17 protein-coding genes are annotated in these 15,622 nt (G+C 51.1%); 1 reads left to right on the forward strand and 16 read right to left on the reverse strand.

The genetic code is table 11. The annotated features are described in order from the left end of the window. Positions 1–48: 48 nt before the first annotated feature. From R2K28_RS18215 to R2K28_RS18265, 11 genes are all read right to left on the reverse strand, one after another. On the reverse strand, positions 49–279 hold the full coding sequence (locus tag R2K28_RS18215) for a sulfurtransferase TusA family protein (RefSeq protein ID WP_316366711.1): 231 nt from the start codon (positions 277–279) through the stop codon (positions 49–51). A 41-nt stretch (positions 280–320) separates the two neighbouring features. After that, positions 321–713 (reverse strand): DsrE family protein, encoded by a 393-nt coding sequence (locus R2K28_RS18220; RefSeq protein ID WP_316366713.1) that lies wholly within the window; start codon positions 711–713, stop codon positions 321–323. Positions 714–736: 23 nt separating this feature from the next. Beyond that, positions 737–1,006 carry an IS66 family insertion sequence element accessory protein TnpA gene (tnpA, locus tag R2K28_RS18225; RefSeq protein ID WP_316366715.1) on the reverse strand — a complete coding sequence of 90 codons (270 nt, stop codon included), beginning with the start codon at positions 1,004–1,006 and terminating at the stop codon, positions 737–739. A gap of 89 nt (positions 1,007–1,095) precedes the next feature. Continuing rightward, positions 1,096–1,944, reverse strand: a complete 849-nt coding sequence (locus tag R2K28_RS18230) for an ABC transporter permease (protein WP_316366717.1) — start codon at positions 1,942–1,944, stop codon at positions 1,096–1,098. A gap of 70 nt (positions 1,945–2,014) precedes the next feature. Beyond that, positions 2,015–2,788 (reverse strand): ABC transporter permease, encoded by a 774-nt coding sequence (locus R2K28_RS18235; RefSeq protein ID WP_316369774.1) that lies wholly within the window; start codon positions 2,786–2,788, stop codon positions 2,015–2,017. A gap of 50 nt (positions 2,789–2,838) precedes the next feature. Further along, a complete protein-coding gene (locus R2K28_RS18240; protein WP_316366720.1) occupies positions 2,839–4,131 on the reverse strand; it encodes an ABC transporter substrate-binding protein in 1,293 nt (430 codons plus the stop codon). A 47-nt stretch (positions 4,132–4,178) separates the two neighbouring features. Then, positions 4,179–5,006 carry an ABC transporter ATP-binding protein gene (locus R2K28_RS18245; RefSeq protein ID WP_316366721.1) on the reverse strand — a complete coding sequence of 276 codons (828 nt, stop codon included), beginning with the start codon at positions 5,004–5,006 and terminating at the stop codon, positions 4,179–4,181. Between the two features lie 86 nt (positions 5,007–5,092). After that, positions 5,093–5,548: a hypothetical protein gene (locus R2K28_RS18250; protein ID WP_316366723.1), complete on the reverse strand. Its 456-nt coding sequence runs from the start codon at positions 5,546–5,548 to the stop codon at positions 5,093–5,095. A gap of 8 nt (positions 5,549–5,556) precedes the next feature. Further along, complete coding sequence (gene scnC / locus R2K28_RS18255) at positions 5,557–6,252, reverse strand: thiocyanate hydrolase subunit gamma (protein ID WP_116476245.1); 696 nt, start codon at positions 6,250–6,252, stop codon at positions 5,557–5,559. Positions 6,253–6,311: 59 nt separating this feature from the next. Further along, positions 6,312–6,680 (reverse strand): SH3-like domain-containing protein, encoded by a 369-nt coding sequence (locus R2K28_RS18260; protein ID WP_316366725.1) that lies wholly within the window; start codon positions 6,678–6,680, stop codon positions 6,312–6,314. Next, positions 6,673–7,104 (reverse strand): SH3-like domain-containing protein, encoded by a 432-nt coding sequence (locus R2K28_RS18265; protein ID WP_116446306.1) that lies wholly within the window; start codon positions 7,102–7,104, stop codon positions 6,673–6,675. Before R2K28_RS18265 ends, R2K28_RS18260 begins: the two co-directional genes overlap by 8 nt. Before the next feature lie 418 nt (positions 7,105–7,522). On the opposite strand from R2K28_RS18265, the gene cynR reads away from it, so the two are divergent. Beyond that, a complete protein-coding gene (gene cynR, locus R2K28_RS18270; protein WP_316366728.1) occupies positions 7,523–8,506 on the forward strand; it encodes a transcriptional regulator CynR in 984 nt (327 codons plus the stop codon). Positions 8,507–8,564: 58 nt separating this feature from the next. Here cynR and glcF read toward each other — a convergent pair whose 3' ends face one another. The 5 genes from glcF to gatB form a co-directional block, all read right to left on the reverse strand. Then, the gene (glcF, locus tag R2K28_RS18275; protein WP_316366730.1) at positions 8,565–9,866 is read right to left on the reverse strand and encodes a glycolate oxidase subunit GlcF; all 1,302 of its coding nucleotides are present in this window, start codon (positions 9,864–9,866) and stop codon (positions 8,565–8,567) included. Positions 9,867–9,900: 34 nt separating this feature from the next. Then, on the reverse strand, positions 9,901–10,722 hold the full coding sequence (locus tag R2K28_RS18280; protein WP_316366732.1) for a methyltransferase domain-containing protein: 822 nt from the start codon (positions 10,720–10,722) through the stop codon (positions 9,901–9,903). A 102-nt stretch (positions 10,723–10,824) separates the two neighbouring features. Then, complete coding sequence (locus tag R2K28_RS18285; protein WP_316366734.1) at positions 10,825–11,505, reverse strand: energy-coupling factor ABC transporter permease; 681 nt, start codon at positions 11,503–11,505, stop codon at positions 10,825–10,827. Positions 11,506–11,853: 348 nt separating this feature from the next. Then, on the reverse strand, positions 11,854–14,064 hold the full coding sequence (locus R2K28_RS18290) for a reprolysin-like metallopeptidase (protein WP_316366736.1): 2,211 nt from the start codon (positions 14,062–14,064) through the stop codon (positions 11,854–11,856). An 80-nt stretch (positions 14,065–14,144) separates the two neighbouring features. Next, on the reverse strand, positions 14,145–15,578 hold the full coding sequence (gatB, locus tag R2K28_RS18295; RefSeq protein WP_316366738.1) for an Asp-tRNA(Asn)/Glu-tRNA(Gln) amidotransferase subunit GatB: 1,434 nt from the start codon (positions 15,576–15,578) through the stop codon (positions 14,145–14,147). Between the last annotated feature and the right edge of the window lie 44 nt (positions 15,579–15,622).

Consider the following 15,622-nt stretch of genomic DNA (forward strand, 5'->3'; position numbering starts at 1 on the left):
AAACCATTGATCGCTCTGCAACCAATTCTCTGATCTGCCGCCTGTTAACTACTTGAGCTTTCGCACCTTCAAGTGCCAAACCTCTCCGACCTTTTCGCTGCTGACCATTTCGTGACCGACCTTTTTGATCCACTCCGGAACATCGGCTGCCGTTCCATTGTCTGTCGACAACAGTTCCAGCATATCCCCCACATTGGCCTGTTTCATATAGGTGATGAGTTCCATCAGTGGCCCAGGGCAAAACGTATTACATGCATCGATGGTTTTAAATTCACTCATTCAACAATCCTCATACTGACATTGCATTAGCCGCCAAAGATTTAAAATGTGAGCAGCTGTCCACCTTCTGCATCGCTCAGGAAACGGGTCAGTCCGGTCGCCGGCCCAAGCACCGGATCGAGCGCCTCTTCAGAAACCTTCAATAAATCAAGCGCCATCGAACAGGGTAATAGTTTTGCATCGCCCAATTCCGCCGCACTTTGAAACAGCTGTTTAAACGGCGGCACTCCCGCCTCGTTTTCCATCAGTTCGCCAAACCGACCCTCCACCGGAACCTTGTGTGTCGAATCCTTGATGAAAAAGGGCAGGGCATTCATTGAAAAGAACACCGTAACCTGGTCACCTGTGGCAGCCGCCACCGAAGCGAACATCGCGGCCATCTGCAACTTCTCGCGGGTTCCGCTCAAGCAAACGATATGGTAACTTTCGGGCATAATCTGTACCTCATCAATTCCATTCACCACTTCTTCGACACCACTCTCTTTAACGCTTGATTACGTAATGTGAGATCGGCAACAAGGGAGCGCAGACGCTGATTCTCCTCCTCAAGCTGCTTCAATCGTTTCGAATCATTGGCTGATTGATCTGCATATTTCGTCCGCCATTTATAAAATGTTGCATCAGAGATACCATGCCTGCTACATAGTGCAGTTATCTTCTCACCTGACTCCTCGGCCTCCTTCAAAATCGCCATGATCTGCTCTTCGGTGAAACGTAATCTGCTCATCACTTTTACCTCGCGTCCATACCAGCACACGACAAATACTAATCATCAAGCGTTTCAGGTTGAATCAACGCAGTAAAAGCCACTAGATATCATTCATCTCCACGATGCCAACTGAAACGTTTGATTAACAAAACACAGGAGCTATCGAGGACGTAGCCGATAACGCCTATGATGAGAACCCAAGCCATGAGATGGTCATATGAGAGACCCTCACGGGCATCCTGAATCGAGTAGCCTAGACCTGAAGTCACGCCGAGAAATTCCGCAGGGACAATTACGATCCATGCCACACCAAGCGCAAGACGTATTCCGGTAAGCACATCGAACGTGATCGCCGGTACGATAATCCGGGTTACGATATGCCAGGGTTTGGCGCCTAGATTTCGCGCTACCTTGAACCACGCAGGGTCCACCTTGGCCAGGCCTGCCGCAGTCGCGAATGCCACCGGCCACACCGATGCGATCGCTATAAGAAAGATTATCGCCTGATTCCAGGTGGCGAATACGATAACCGCGATCGGCTCCCATGACAGCGGACTGATCATGCGCAGCAACTGAAATGGCGAATTACTCAACTCGCGGAATCTTCTACTGCGTCCCATTAATATACCGATAGGCACACCGATGCAGATGGCGATCAGCAAACCGCTACCCAGACGGTAGCCACTGGAGAGTATCGCGCTTTGTATGGTTCCCTCCTCCCACAATACCGGCATCGCCTTTAACGCCGGTATCGGTCCGAAATCGGCAAAGTGTTCGGTGGAGGGATTGGAGGAGATAAGAAAGATACCAAACCACCAGATAACAAACAGTATCGCGATACCGATAAAAAAATTCGACAGCCCCCGCCATGAAGACTTCAAAACACGCGATGACATGGATTCGCCAGCCCCGGCGTTCAGCACATTCACCCTGATTGGCGCAGTGTCATTGCTCATTGTCTTGCAACCTCTCGATCAGGGACGATCAGGGAGGACAGCCGCACATGCAATTTTCTTATCCCATCAATCACGACTCACCTCTATGCCAGCTGAATCGATTGATCAGCAGTACGCAGGCACTATCAAGCAAGTACCCAATAGCCCCAATAACCAATACGATTGCGGTGAGGTGGTGATAAGAGAGGGTTTCTCTGGCATCTTCTATGGAGTAACCAAGACCTGAGGTCACGCCTAAATACTCCGCCGGCACAAGTACTATCCAGGCTACCCCCAATGCCAGCCGGATACCCGTAAAGACATCAAAGCTGATCGCCGGCAGAATAATCTTGGTCAGTAGATGTATGGGTTTGGCACCCAGGTTGCGGGCCACCTTGAACCAGGCCGGATCCACTTTCGCCAAACCAGCTGCCGTTGCAAAGGCCACCGGCCAGAGGGATGCGATCGCAATAAGGAAGATGATCGATTGGTTCCAGGTGGCGAATACCACCACTGCGAGTGGCATCCACGCCAAAGGACTGATCATACGTAACAGTTGAAACGGTGAATTGCTGATCTCACGGAAGCGTTTGCTGCGCCCCATGAGGATACCAACCGGTACTCCGATACAGATCGCAATGAGCAGTCCAATACCCAAACGATAGCCACTGGCGGCCATCGCATTCTGAATCGTCCCCGCGGACCATAACTCTGGGAATGCCTTGAAGGTGGGGATTGGTCCAAAGGCGGCGAAGTGTTCCGTGGATGGATTGGTGGCAATGAAGTAGCCGCCAATCCACCACAAGGTAAATAGAACCGCCAACCCACCGAAGAAATTTGTCAAACCACGCCCTGATGATTTCAGGGCGCGGTAGGACCTGGATTCGCCGACCTTGAAAGATGCGGCATCTCCACTCACAGTTCAACCACCTCAACTCTGGAGTAGGGGTCGCCGGTCTTGGGCACGCTGGGATCGTTTTTCCACTTTGGATTCGCTTCCAAGGCATTCTTGACAAAGGTGTAGTTAACCAGGTCGTCAGCCACATGCTGCGGTGTGAGATTATCGAGGAACCCGGCATCTCCTGTTAGCACGGTCTCTTTCAGATCGGAGACAACAAGCTCAGTGGCTGAGCGATAGGGCCAGCTTTGGAAGTTGATTCTATCCATACCCCACTCCGGATGTTTGATAGCTACCGGATTGTTGTAGTAGGCGGGATCGTAGAACAGCATTGCCCGCTCGATGATCTTCTTCGGGAACGGCAGATATTTCTTTCCATCGCGAGAGAGCAGCTGCGCCATCTCCTGTCTGTTCTCTCCGAGATGAATCTGTGCGGCGATGATTGCATTGTGCACACCCTGTGCCCATGCCGCCCGATCCGGATCCATCGCGTCCGCCTCATGCATAACCACCACACAGCAGGGATGTCCCTTCCAGACATCACCGGTGAATCGCAGCACCTTGCCACCTGCCTTGATCTCGCCAAGGGCATTGAACGGCTCGGCCACGCAGTAACCGTCAATCGACTTGGCTGCAAGCGCGGGTGGCATATCGGGTGGATTCAACACCAGGAAGTTACATTCATTGGGACCCAGCTTGGCGGTTTGCGGCCGTATCACTGGGGTTATACCCGCCTCCTTCATGATCTTCTGGGAAACGATATTATGAATCGAGTACCAGTAAGGTACGGCAAACTGCTTACCCCCAAAATCCTTGGGCGAGTTGATTCCACTGTCCTTGTGAACGATGATCGCGGAACCATTGGTGTGATCCCAGGCAGTTATCTTCAACGGATACTTGTTGTTGTAACGCATCCAGATCGGGATCGGGATAAGCATGTGGGTCAGGTTGAATCGATGTGAGGCAAAGGCCTCCACCAGGGGTGACCAACCACGGATCAGGGTTGGGCGAACCGATTCGATCCCCTCTTTTTTGAAAAAGCCCAACTCATGGGCGACCAGCAGAGCCGCAGCATCGGTGATCGGTATATATCCGATACGCACCACCGGATCCCACTTCTTCTCCTGGGCGAACGTTGCCGCAGAGGGTATCAGGCTGCTCATCGCCGCAAGACTACCCATCTTCAGAAAATCGCGCCTGTCGACGCCACTACCCAAGACATTCTTGAAAAGCGGATCATAATCCAAGACAAGTTCTGGATCGTCAATACCATCTCCATACTTATCGACTATCTGCTTAGACTTATTCATCTTCGGTATCCTCCGTTAGGTAATCGGATATTCCGACTTATGTAGGGTCAGGCGTGCTGCGTGACGCTATGTGGACTGGAATCATCGCCAGCATCCTTGCTGGAGGAGTTCGGGTATTCGTTGGCGGCACTTTTAAAGGCTTCCATCAGGCGTGCGCGCATCGCCTGTACAGCCGGATCCTGCCTTTCTCGCGGGTCGGGGAGATTGACTTCTAGCTCGTCGTAGATCTTGCCGGGAGAACCTGCCATGATCAGCGCCCGATCAGCCATCAATACCGCTTCATCGATATCGTGGGTAACAATCACAACGTTGAAACCGAGGCGTTTGGCAATGGATCGAACATCCTTTTGTAAGGATGAACGGGTGAAGGCATCGAGTGCGGAGAAGGGTTCGTCCAGCAACAATAATTCAGGCTCCATCACCAGCGAGCGTGCGAGTGCAACCCGTTGTTGCTGACCGCCCGACAGATCCTGGACGTTGTTGTCGGCGTAATCCTGAAGATCGACCAAACTGAGTGATTCATCGACCCGTTCACGCATTCGCATATCATCCCAGCCAGCAAAATGGAGGCCGATACCGACATTTTGCGAAACCTTCATCCAGGGAAAAAGATGGGGCGCCTGAAACATCATGACCCATTGCGGCGAAGGCGCTGTCACCAGGGTATCATCAAGACGAACGGAACCATCCGTCGGTTTCAACAGGCCTGCCAGAATATGCAACAGGGTTGATTTACCACAACCGGAGCGCCCGATTATAGCGAGTATCTCGCCCTGCCTCGCTTCCAGATTAACCTTGTCAAAAGTGATAGGGCTTTTCGAGGTGTAGCGATGGCTAAGCTCCTCTATCTTGATGCGAACTCCGCGTATAGACATTCAATCTATCCTCTGTATCAAACGGATGGACTGCTCTCGATCGAACCACACACAATCCATTCGATAGCAGTAAGACAGTTTCATGATCAGGCGCTGTTCAGACGTCGCTCAACCTCTTCCATACGGTGCTCCAATTCATCCTCATCAAATAATCCACGTCGGATCAAGGTATGGGCCAGTGCCAATAACTGACTTTCAGGGAACGGCACTTCGGTATAGTGCTCATTGACCAGTTGATCCTCTTCCCAACGGCGCTCCACAGCATCGAGTTTTTTCTGCTCCTCTTGCGGATTACGATCATGCTTGGGTTTACAGACGTTGAAGGTCTCCCAATAACCGCCGGAGAGCATATCGCAGGTCGCTTCCAGGGTGATCCGCCAGGGAGGGTCCGGGTTGTCCACGCCATACTGTTCACACAGGTCATCCCAGACTCTTCCTTTTCTTTTAACCTCTTCCAAAAGTGAAACAGGTGATGAGCCATCGAGTTGGCGATCGCGCATCTCTTTATCGAGTTCGAAATATTTAGGATTTATCTCAGCCATGGGATTTCCTAATGACCATATGGATTGACTGCGGGACGTATTGGACGCGGGTCATTGGCAGTCTTACCGGGTTTTGGCAGGGCTACACCGATCAAACAGTCCCGGGTTACGATCTCGGCCAACTGATCTTCGCTCCATCCCTCGGTCCCTTCGGGGCGAACCGGTAGAACAATGAAACGTGATTTCTGATTCGAGTCCTCCACCCTGACCTCTACTTCATCGGGCAGTTGCAAGCCAAACTCCGCAAGTACCTGACGTGGCCAGCGCACCAGACGACGTCGATAGTTGGGTGTCCGATACCATTCAGGCGACTGCCCGAGAATGGGACGCGGGTAACATGAACAGAGTGTGCATACGACCACGTGTTTTAAGGTTGGCGTATCCTCGAGCACACGTAGATTGCAGTAGTCACTGGGGGTGCCAAAATGAGATGGCATACTGTTGACCCAATCAATCCCCACATCGAGGCTGGCCTTGACGCCATCCTCTATACAAAGCTTCTTGTATTCCGGGTCCAACCAAGCCTTTGCCACCATACGTGCCGCGGGAAGAGGACCAAGGGTATGCATATACTCGGTCCAACTTTGGTGGTCTTCAGCGCTGAACAGGCCTTTCTCGATCGCCAGTTCACGAACGGCGATTTCGAGCACCTCGAACTCGCTGACCTCATCGACCATTGGTGCAGGTTTGTGTTTCTCCGCCATTAGCTTATCCTCTTTAATTCTTTACCCTAACGTCTACGTGCTGTATGTCGTATGCACACCTACAGTGGTTCAAGCCAACGCTCAGGCAGTTCGGTCTCAACCGTGTCGCTTGAGAATGCATCGGGATAGTCCGGCCAAAGATCCGTTTGCTTGAAAACAAGGCTGTAAAACCAGACGACTTTATCCGTGTTGTCCCACGCCTCATCTTCCGGCGCAGGGCTTTCATAGACCAGTTCGGCAACAGTTGCAGGCGCGCCACGTGTATAGACTTGCGTACGGGTATAAAAAATATCCGGTAGATCCTTGACCCGTACCTTGTCACCCACCTTGAACTTGGGTTTACCCGCTTCGCTCTTAAAACATTGTGGATCACCGACGTTTGTCGCCTTCTTTACGTGATGCTCTCGATCATAATGTGGTTTACTCATAGCGTTTTCTGACCTCGTCTATCTTGTCGGATAACTCGGTGACTGTGATGTATTGCTTGTCAACCAGAATTCTTGCAGCGGTCAGTAACCAACGACCGTAATAGGGCAGCCCCAAATAAGCTGTCTGTCCTACATCCACATTCTGTCTGCGACGCCGCTCCTCGGCGTTCCAGACACCGCGCCATGCCAGTACCTCGCAAGTGACGAAGGTATTGTGCTCCCACACCTCTTCCTCCTTCTCTTCCCATGTAATCGGGACATCAGGTTCACCGCCGACATCATGTGCCATACGTGTATAGGCCCTATAGTGTTCGTTATCCACCTGATCTGGAGATGGCGCGTGGGTTTCCTGATGCAGAGACGGCTGGAGTTGTTTAACGATCTCCAGGTGTTTCATCACTTTTCGTCTGATGGTTGATGACATAGTTGCGTAAACTCCTCTATTAGGTTTTTAATTAAGCATACCTTTATTTACCTAATGTCTTTTTTTCTCATATAAATATTTGGTACTTCAGTAAACAATGATGCGTGGCTTTACCACATGCAAAATAGTTTCTTAAGTAATGCTTAAATTACCAAGCACTCGCCTATCTATCGTGTTAAATCAAACTATTTACCAGGTCACAATATTTGTCCAAGACCTAATTCTGATTAGCTCTATAGGCGATGACTATGAAGTGAGATACTTGACTAACGGTTTTACATACAATTGCTAATTTAAAGCCTTAGAAATATTTTTTTTACGAAATACACTTCCAAATTCAGTTATTGGTCTACACTAAGTCTCACCATGGTGGAATAAGGGATATCCGCTTTTTTTATAACTTCCATAGGGGTTAGCTATGGATAGAAATATCATGTGTCCCCGTTCACTACGCTATCTTTTAGCTGTTGCTGAACATCACAGCTTTACCCGAGCGGCCGAAACACTATTTGTGTCACAGCCCACTCTCTCCCAGCAAATCAAGCAGTTGGAAGAGTCTCTTGAGACCCAGTTGTTGGATCGTTCAGGCCGTAATGTGCACCTTACTGACGCGGGGGAGGTTTATATCAGTTATGCCCGCCGAGCCCTTGGTGAACTGGACGCCGGAAAGCGGGCCATACAGGAACTTCAGGACCTGAGCAGAGGCTCACTCAGCCTGGGCATGACTCCCATCACGGACTATCTTGCCGCCCCTTTAATAGATAAATTCAATAAACGCTTTCCCGGCATATCCGTAGGCACCTACGAAATGCCACAGGATGATATTGAAAGCGGCATCTTGTCTGGGAACATAGATATTGGTATTGCGTTTACCAATACCCTTACCGTTGCAGCTAACTATGAATACATAGAGACACAACACCTGTTCATGGAACCACTCAATATGGCAGTAGGGTCAACCCACCAATATGCCGGCATGGAGACTCCTTTGGGACAGCACTCTTTCGAACAGGAGCCGCTGGCACTCCTGAATAGCGACTTCGCATTACGCAGACACATCGATCTCTATTGTCTGGAACACGACATTAAGCCGCAGATCGCAATCGAAACAAACTCCCTGAGCACAATAATAGAGGTTCTCCGACTGGGACGGCTTGCCACCATTCTTCCCAACACAATCGCGTGTCAGCAAACCGAGATATTTCCAGTAATGCTGATTCCAGAGCTACCTCACCATACAATCACACTCATCAGCAGACAGGACTCATATAAGAGCCCTGCATCACTTGCATTCAAGGAACTGGCGGCTGAATGGGGCACAGACGGTTGTCACGATACACCCGTTAAGCGCACAGGCCCCTGTCCCATGTCAGAAGTCTGCGTACCCAACGCACACAACTGATTATTGACACAAACCTAACCAGTGATCTGAAACAGGCCTACAGCATTACCTGCGTCTACTATCCGGCCTCACTTTGAATATCATTCAAAGATGACGGTATCGGCCCTCCTGTCACCCAGTCCAGCAATTCCACTGTATGTACTACTGGAATCCTGGAGCTCGACATCAGGTGCATCATGCAGCCAATATTGCCTGCAGCAACAGCCGAGGGCGACCCCGCTTCAAGCGCTTTTAATTTATTCTCTTTCAGGCGTGTGGAGATCTCTGGCTGTAATAGATTGTAGGTCCCGGCAGCACCACAACAGGTATGCGAGTCCCGTGGCTCAAGCACCGTGAAGCCCGCCGTTTTCAGTAACCGCCTGGGTGTAAACCTCACTCGTTGTCCAAATTGCAATGAGCAGGTTGCATGGTAGGAAATTCGTAATCCCGGCTTGACCCTATAGTCCAACTCCATCTCTGAAAGCAGTTCGGTAACATCCTTGGCCAGTCCTGCGATTGTCTCTGCCTGTGATGCCAGCGAGTGATTACGGAACATATATCCATAGTCCTTAATGACCGTACCACAACCGCTGGTATTGATCACAATCGCATCCAGACCATCACCATCGATCTCGCTCATCCAGGCGCGTATATTCTTCGCCGCCGCCATCAGACTCTCTTTTGACTTACCCATATGATGGGTAACGGCGCCGCAACACCCGGCGCCTTGCGCGACAACAACCTCACAGCCATGCCGACAGAGAATCCGAATCGTTGCGTCGTTGATATCTGTGTTCAATGCTCGTTGCGCACATCCTGTCAACAATGCCACGCGACGCTTACGTTCGCCCTTTGCGGGAAATACTTGAGGTTCATCGTTGGGGCTGGGTGGTGGCAACCTATCTGGTGTGTACTCCACCATGCCACGAATCGGATTTGGCAGCATCGATGCTGCCGGCTTTAGGATTTTTGCCGTTTGCATCGCCAGGCGAAAGCGATTCGGATAGGGCAGCAGCTTTGCCAACAACCAGCGTGACAACCGATCCAGCGGTTTTCGCTGGTGCCTCAGTTCAATACTCTCCCGGGCATGATCCAGCAGGTGCTGATAGTGCACACTGGATGGACAGGTGGACATGCAGGCAAGGCAGGAGAGACATCGATCGATGTAATCCACTGTCTTCTGCAGCGGTTTGCCCTCGCTTTCTAGTAGTTCCTTGATCAAATAGACGCGTCCACGGGAACTGTCATACTCATCACCCAATAACTTATAAGTGGGACAGTTTGGCGTGCAATAGTCGCATTGCAGGCACGCGCGCAACTCCACTTCTGAACTTGCGATGGCAGGTAGTGTCAGCTGCTGTTGGTTAAAATTGGTTTGCATAGGCCCTCCGCTTAAGGAAGTACTGTCAATTCACTCATGCGCGACCCAGGAGATATGTGTAGTAGTTGCATGCTGCAAAGAAGGTTTCAGACTCCATTGCCTGTTGCTGCACAGACAACCAATGCTCGACTTCACCAGCTGTCATCAGACCGGAGCTCGAGACATAGGGGGCATAGGTTTCCGCAAACGACTTGAAATAGCTTGCCTTCCCGATCTCCACCACAGCATCCCCCCATGCGGTTTTGAGTTGCAGTCCGATATCAGCCAACATCCCTGGCAACTCACGCATAATCCTGGGATTACAGAAAGATGCATTGGCAAGAGCGCTATCCATTTGACAGCCGAAATCGTAATCCGGAAAGGCATAGGTCAAGGATGAATAGTCACCGTCGAAGATGACCACAGTTCCACCAGACTTAACCACTCTTGCCATCTCTTCGAGCACACGCACCGGGTCGGTAACATGGCTTATCAGGGTATTTGCTATAACGGTATCAAAACCTGCAGATGGAAATTCAAGATGATGTGCATCACCGGTTCGAAATTCCAACCTTTCATCGATAAACTCTTGTTGAGCCAATGCTTTGGCCGCCTTGATGAACGGAATACTTTGATCAACCCCAACCGCACTGCCTGTAAACTCTTCCCGGCGCACCAAGGAGCGAATCATCGCACCAGTACCACAACCCACCTCCAGTACCTGAGCGGGATTGGCACGCAACAACTGGGATGAATATTTCTCGATGAGATTGGTAAACACACCGTCCTTTGCACGGCTTTCCAGACGGGTTATCAGGCGATCGATTGCCTCATCATCGAGATCATTGACGAATCTGTGTGGGTCTCGCGCGGCCATTTCACAGACTACCTACAATCTCACTTACACCAAAAACATTCCAATCCAACTACCAGGTGAAAAACCTGAGACCTCTTCCTGGTAGAGGTCTCAGTTCACCATTTAGGCAGCCGCTCGATAGAGACGAGAATGAAAAAGTCTGTTGTCCTTGAGTTGATGCAGGTTTTTTGCTGTTGCAAGAATAGCAAGATCCAGTAGTGGCTCTATTAAAATAACTGTCATATAAGCAACACTGAATGTACCTACCTGAACAAGATTTTCCGCACCGAATCCATTCCCATAGAATGCCCAGAATGCCACCCAAGCGACAACCCCACCCTGATAGGCTGTGGAGAGCGCGAGTGCCTGCGCATATTTAACATCTTTATACGCAGTCTTCGCTGGGATCAGGCGGCGCGCCAACGCATCAACAACCAGCAGCGGCACTAACAGAGAGGTTACATTCATACCATATTGCGGCAGGTCCGCAGGTGCAAATAGTAGCCCTTGAGCAAGCAATCCCATAGCCAGGCCAATTGCTGCTGGACCTGCGCCAAAGATTAGAAACAGCGTAGCGCCAAGAATAAAGTGTACCTCGGATACACCTACCGGATAGTGCGGTAATACTTGAAAAAAGCAGAACACGAGTAGTGTCGTGATTGCGCTGCGCATCGCCAGTATAGTGACACTGTTTTGTTTAATTGTACTCAACGTGAGTTTGGCCGCATATCCAATTGCGCCTGCAGCCGTCACAACGCCAAGTGCCATTTTTGCGCCCTCAACAATGCCTGGTTCAATATGCATCTGTACCCCCTCTCCTCATACTTGTGGATCAACTGTTGAAACGATATTTAGCAACCTCCAGCCTGTTGCGACATGCTTGCAATGAAATACTGACGCCGTCTCGCACAAACCTCGAGATAGCTACCATTAGATTAAACTATTTACCAGGCACCACTATTTGTCCAAGACCTAAACCTGATCAACTCTATAGGGGATGTCTATAGCAACTGAACTATCAGCCCAAATAACCGTAAGAGATTGAGATTACAAAGAAAAGAAGAAAGGGATATTGCTCGTGAGACTTGAACTGGATCTATAGCGAATAGTTATGAGAAAAAAGAATACAGACTAAAACACCAATAGCATGTATTAACTTTGTTGCTGCCCAGGTATATAAAGCGTGGTCCGCAAGATAACGACCAACAATATAGCGAACAGAAACCAATCCAGTTGACCGCCACCACCGGGACTATCAAACTTATCCGCACCGTCAGCGTCGCTGAAAACCACACCGTGCTCAAGGTCCTCCCCGTCCAGTGGCTGGCAATCGTTGCCAAGGGTAGCCTCTGAACCTGCAATACTCAGGGTGTCATCGGAGATTGCAAAGAAGAGATTGTCTGAACAACTGAGCATGACCCTGGCATACCCTATAGAAACATTCGGCAATTCAATAGTTGCGAAGCCATCGTTGGGAAACTCACCCAGGGATAACTGTTCGTATCCGCTATCATGCATATCACAAAACGTTTCAGGGGAACTCCCGGGACTCAGGCTAAGCAGTGAAACTTGTACGCTTGAACAACTCGTTTCAGTACCTGCGGTTGCCCACTCCAGGGTGTGCGAAGTACCCCCCATAAAGGTCGATGAACGATTCAATCCTCCGCCAGTGATCCGGAACGGTCCCTGATTGCCATCCACCTGAATGGCAATGTCATCGTTAGCGACACCACTCGCACCATCCCTTACAGTAAGTCTGAAGTTGAGGGTTCGGCTGGATTGAGGCAGGGTCTCACCGATCTCATCCTGCTGCGTCAACAATTGACTCAACCTCGGAAAATATCGCACAGGCGTTCGTTTTGGAAGAAATGACCTGAACAACGGATTGCTTGCATCGGGCAGATCAGTACCGATGGTCGATGCGTCAGTGGCTCCATTAACCCCCCCCGCATCCATCTCATCCCATTGATAGGAGAGAGCGTCCCCATCCACATCGGCAGCCGTACCGCTCAACCTGAACGGGGTGGCTGCAGGTATGATTCTGACTTCATCCTCGCCCTCCTGGCCGGCATCCGCACTTGGGGCGTTGTTTTCTGTGATTGTCAGCTGGCCGCACTGATTACCTTCACCCTGAGTGATAAACTCGTTCATCTGCTGAATACTGATGGCATGAAAGGTAGCATCAGAATTGGCTTGCAGGTCCTCCTCGGCACAAATCCCCGCATAGCTCATGATGGTTGATCCGCTACCTGGCTCCATGGCGGCACTTGCAACCCTGTTCACTCCACCGCAACTTGCTGTCGTTCCATTGAACGAGTGCGATGCATTCAGTTGATGACCCAGTTCATGAGCAACAAAATCGATGTAGAAACCATCGTTATCAGGCGTCGGTGTCCCTGTATAGGCCTGTGCTTTGTAGACGGTACACAACGAACCCACGCTGGCCAAACCACCACCGACCGTCCCGAACAGGATGCCGATATCATAGTTGTCAGCACCTAAAATAAAATCGAGTTGCTCTTGATTCTCGATCAGCATCAGACTGATACCGGCCGCAGTCTGGGTGTAGGGATCTGTATCAGGATCGGTAAAGATGATGCGATCGTTATTCCCCACCAATTGAAACTGTACTGCCAGATCGCGACCATAGACCTGATTCACTCGATTGATGGTGGTAACGATTTGCGCCAGGGCAGCGCTGACAGAACCGCCAAAATAGGCGCTATATTCACCGGTTGCCGCCACGGCCAGGCGATAGATCCGTCGATGGGCGCCACTCACAGTTCTGCTTGCAAGGATGGGAGAAACGAATGTGGATAGTTGGTTGGCGTGGGCTTGTCCATCTCTATGCATACAGACCAAGGGTGATGTCTGGCCGGCCTGAACAGCTGCGTAATCCCGCTTGTAATAACTCCGATAACCGCCGTCACCATCCGGATCGATGAACACGCTACCCGCCGGGGTGGTGAGCATGGCATGAAACCCGGCCGGCGTCAGATCCAAACGTCCACTGCTGGCGGGATTATCCACCCCCCTGACCCTGTAGGTACGAATCTCGGGATAACGCCGGGCCAATGATTCGGCCATCACAGGTGACTCTTCCACCATGAAGCGCTGCATCGAACCATAGGGCAAAGGCAACTCGAGTTGAACAGCCGATGAGCTGCTCTCCTGCAAAGGCGCCTGCAGTAGCCGTTGCCTCAAGGCGGAGCTGTCCGCTTGAAGTTTACGATAGTAGACGGATGACAGGTCGACACCCTTTGCCGCCAGCTCAGGGATGTCGGCATCCTGCCAGATTGCAGCTGATGTGATAGTGGGAAGAAACAGTACCAGTGTTGTCAGAATCCATCTTATAACCTTCACTATAGATTCCCGCATCACTGATCCCTTTTCACTTTTGACAATTGTTGCACGGCATCGATAACAACCAAACCTATCGGCGATTAACCTTTTAACTTGGCCAGCAATATCTGGTTGACCTGACCCGGGTTGGCCTTGCCCTGGGTCTGCTTCATTACCTGCCCAACGAAAAAGCCAAGCAGTTTATCCTTGCCGGCCCGGAACTGTTCAACCTGTTTGGGATTGGCGGCAATCACTTCATCGATAATCTGCTCAATCTGACCGCTATCGGTTATCTGCTTCAATCCCTTTGCCTCGATTACCGCATCTGCATCACCCTCACCATTCCAGATGGCCTCGAATACCTGTTTCGCAATCTTCCCGGAAATAGTGTTATCCCCAATGCGTTGCAGCAAGCCGCCAAGCTGCTTCGGGTTGACTGGGGATTGGGTCAGATCCAAACCCGCCTTGTTCAGCGCCCCTGCCAATTCAACCGTGACCCAGTTGGCGGCCATCTTGGCCTCAGCGCCGCTGGCGACCACCTGTTCAAAGTAGTCTGCTATTCCTCGGCTAAGGGTCAAGCTCTGCGCATCCGCTGCATTCAGTTCGTATTCGGCTTCAAAGCGCTGCCGTTTCTGATCAGGCAGTTCAGGCATATCCTCCCTGGCACGCTGTAATCGCTGCTCGCTGATCTCGACCGGCAGCAGATCTGGATCGGGGAAGTAGCGGTAGTCGTTGGCCTCCTCCTTGCTGCGCATGGAGCGGGTCTCATCCCGGTCGGCATCGTAGAGCCGCGTCTCCTGGACAACCTCGCCTCCCCCCTCGACCAGATCGATCTGACGCTCCAATTCAAAATTCAAGGCACGTTCCATGAAGCGAAACGAGTTGATGTTCTTCAACTCGGTTCGCGTCCCGAATTCCTCCTGACCGAAGGGACGGATGGAGAGATTGGCATCGACCCGGAATGATCCCTCCTGCATATTGCCGTCGCAGATACCCAGATAGACTACCAGCTGATGGATCTTACGGGCGTAGGCCACGGCCTCCTTGATGGAGCGCATATCCGGTTCGGAAACGATCTCCAACAGCGGGGTCCCGGTACGATTGAGGTCGATACCACTCAAACCATGAAAATCTTCATGCAGTGACTTTCCCGCATCCTCCTCAAGATGGGCACGGGTGATACCGATCACCTTATGCGCGCCATCCTCCAGGTCTATGCCGATCGAGCCCTTGCCCACGATCGGCAGTTCGAACTGGCTGATCTGATAGCCTTTGGGAAGGTCGGGGTAGAAGTAGTTCTTGCGGGCAAATATGGATCGAGGGGCAATCTCGGCATTCACCGCAATACCGAATTTGAGCGCCATGTCGACTGCTGTCTCATTCAGCACCGGCAGAACGCCGGGAAATCCCAGGTCGATGATACACGCCTGGGTGTTCGGGTCCGCACCATAGGCGGTGGAGGCGCCGGAAAAGATCTTCGACCTGGTCGCTAATTGAGTATGAATCTCAAGCCCGATAACGGTTTCCCACTGCATGTCTGTTCTCTAATTTTGCGTTATGAAGTTTGAATTATGAATCG

Source organism: Candidatus Thiodiazotropha sp. CDECU1, from assembly GCF_963455295.1.
In the GTDB taxonomy this organism is placed as follows: Bacteria; Pseudomonadota; Gammaproteobacteria; order Chromatiales; family Chromatiaceae; genus Thiodiazotropha.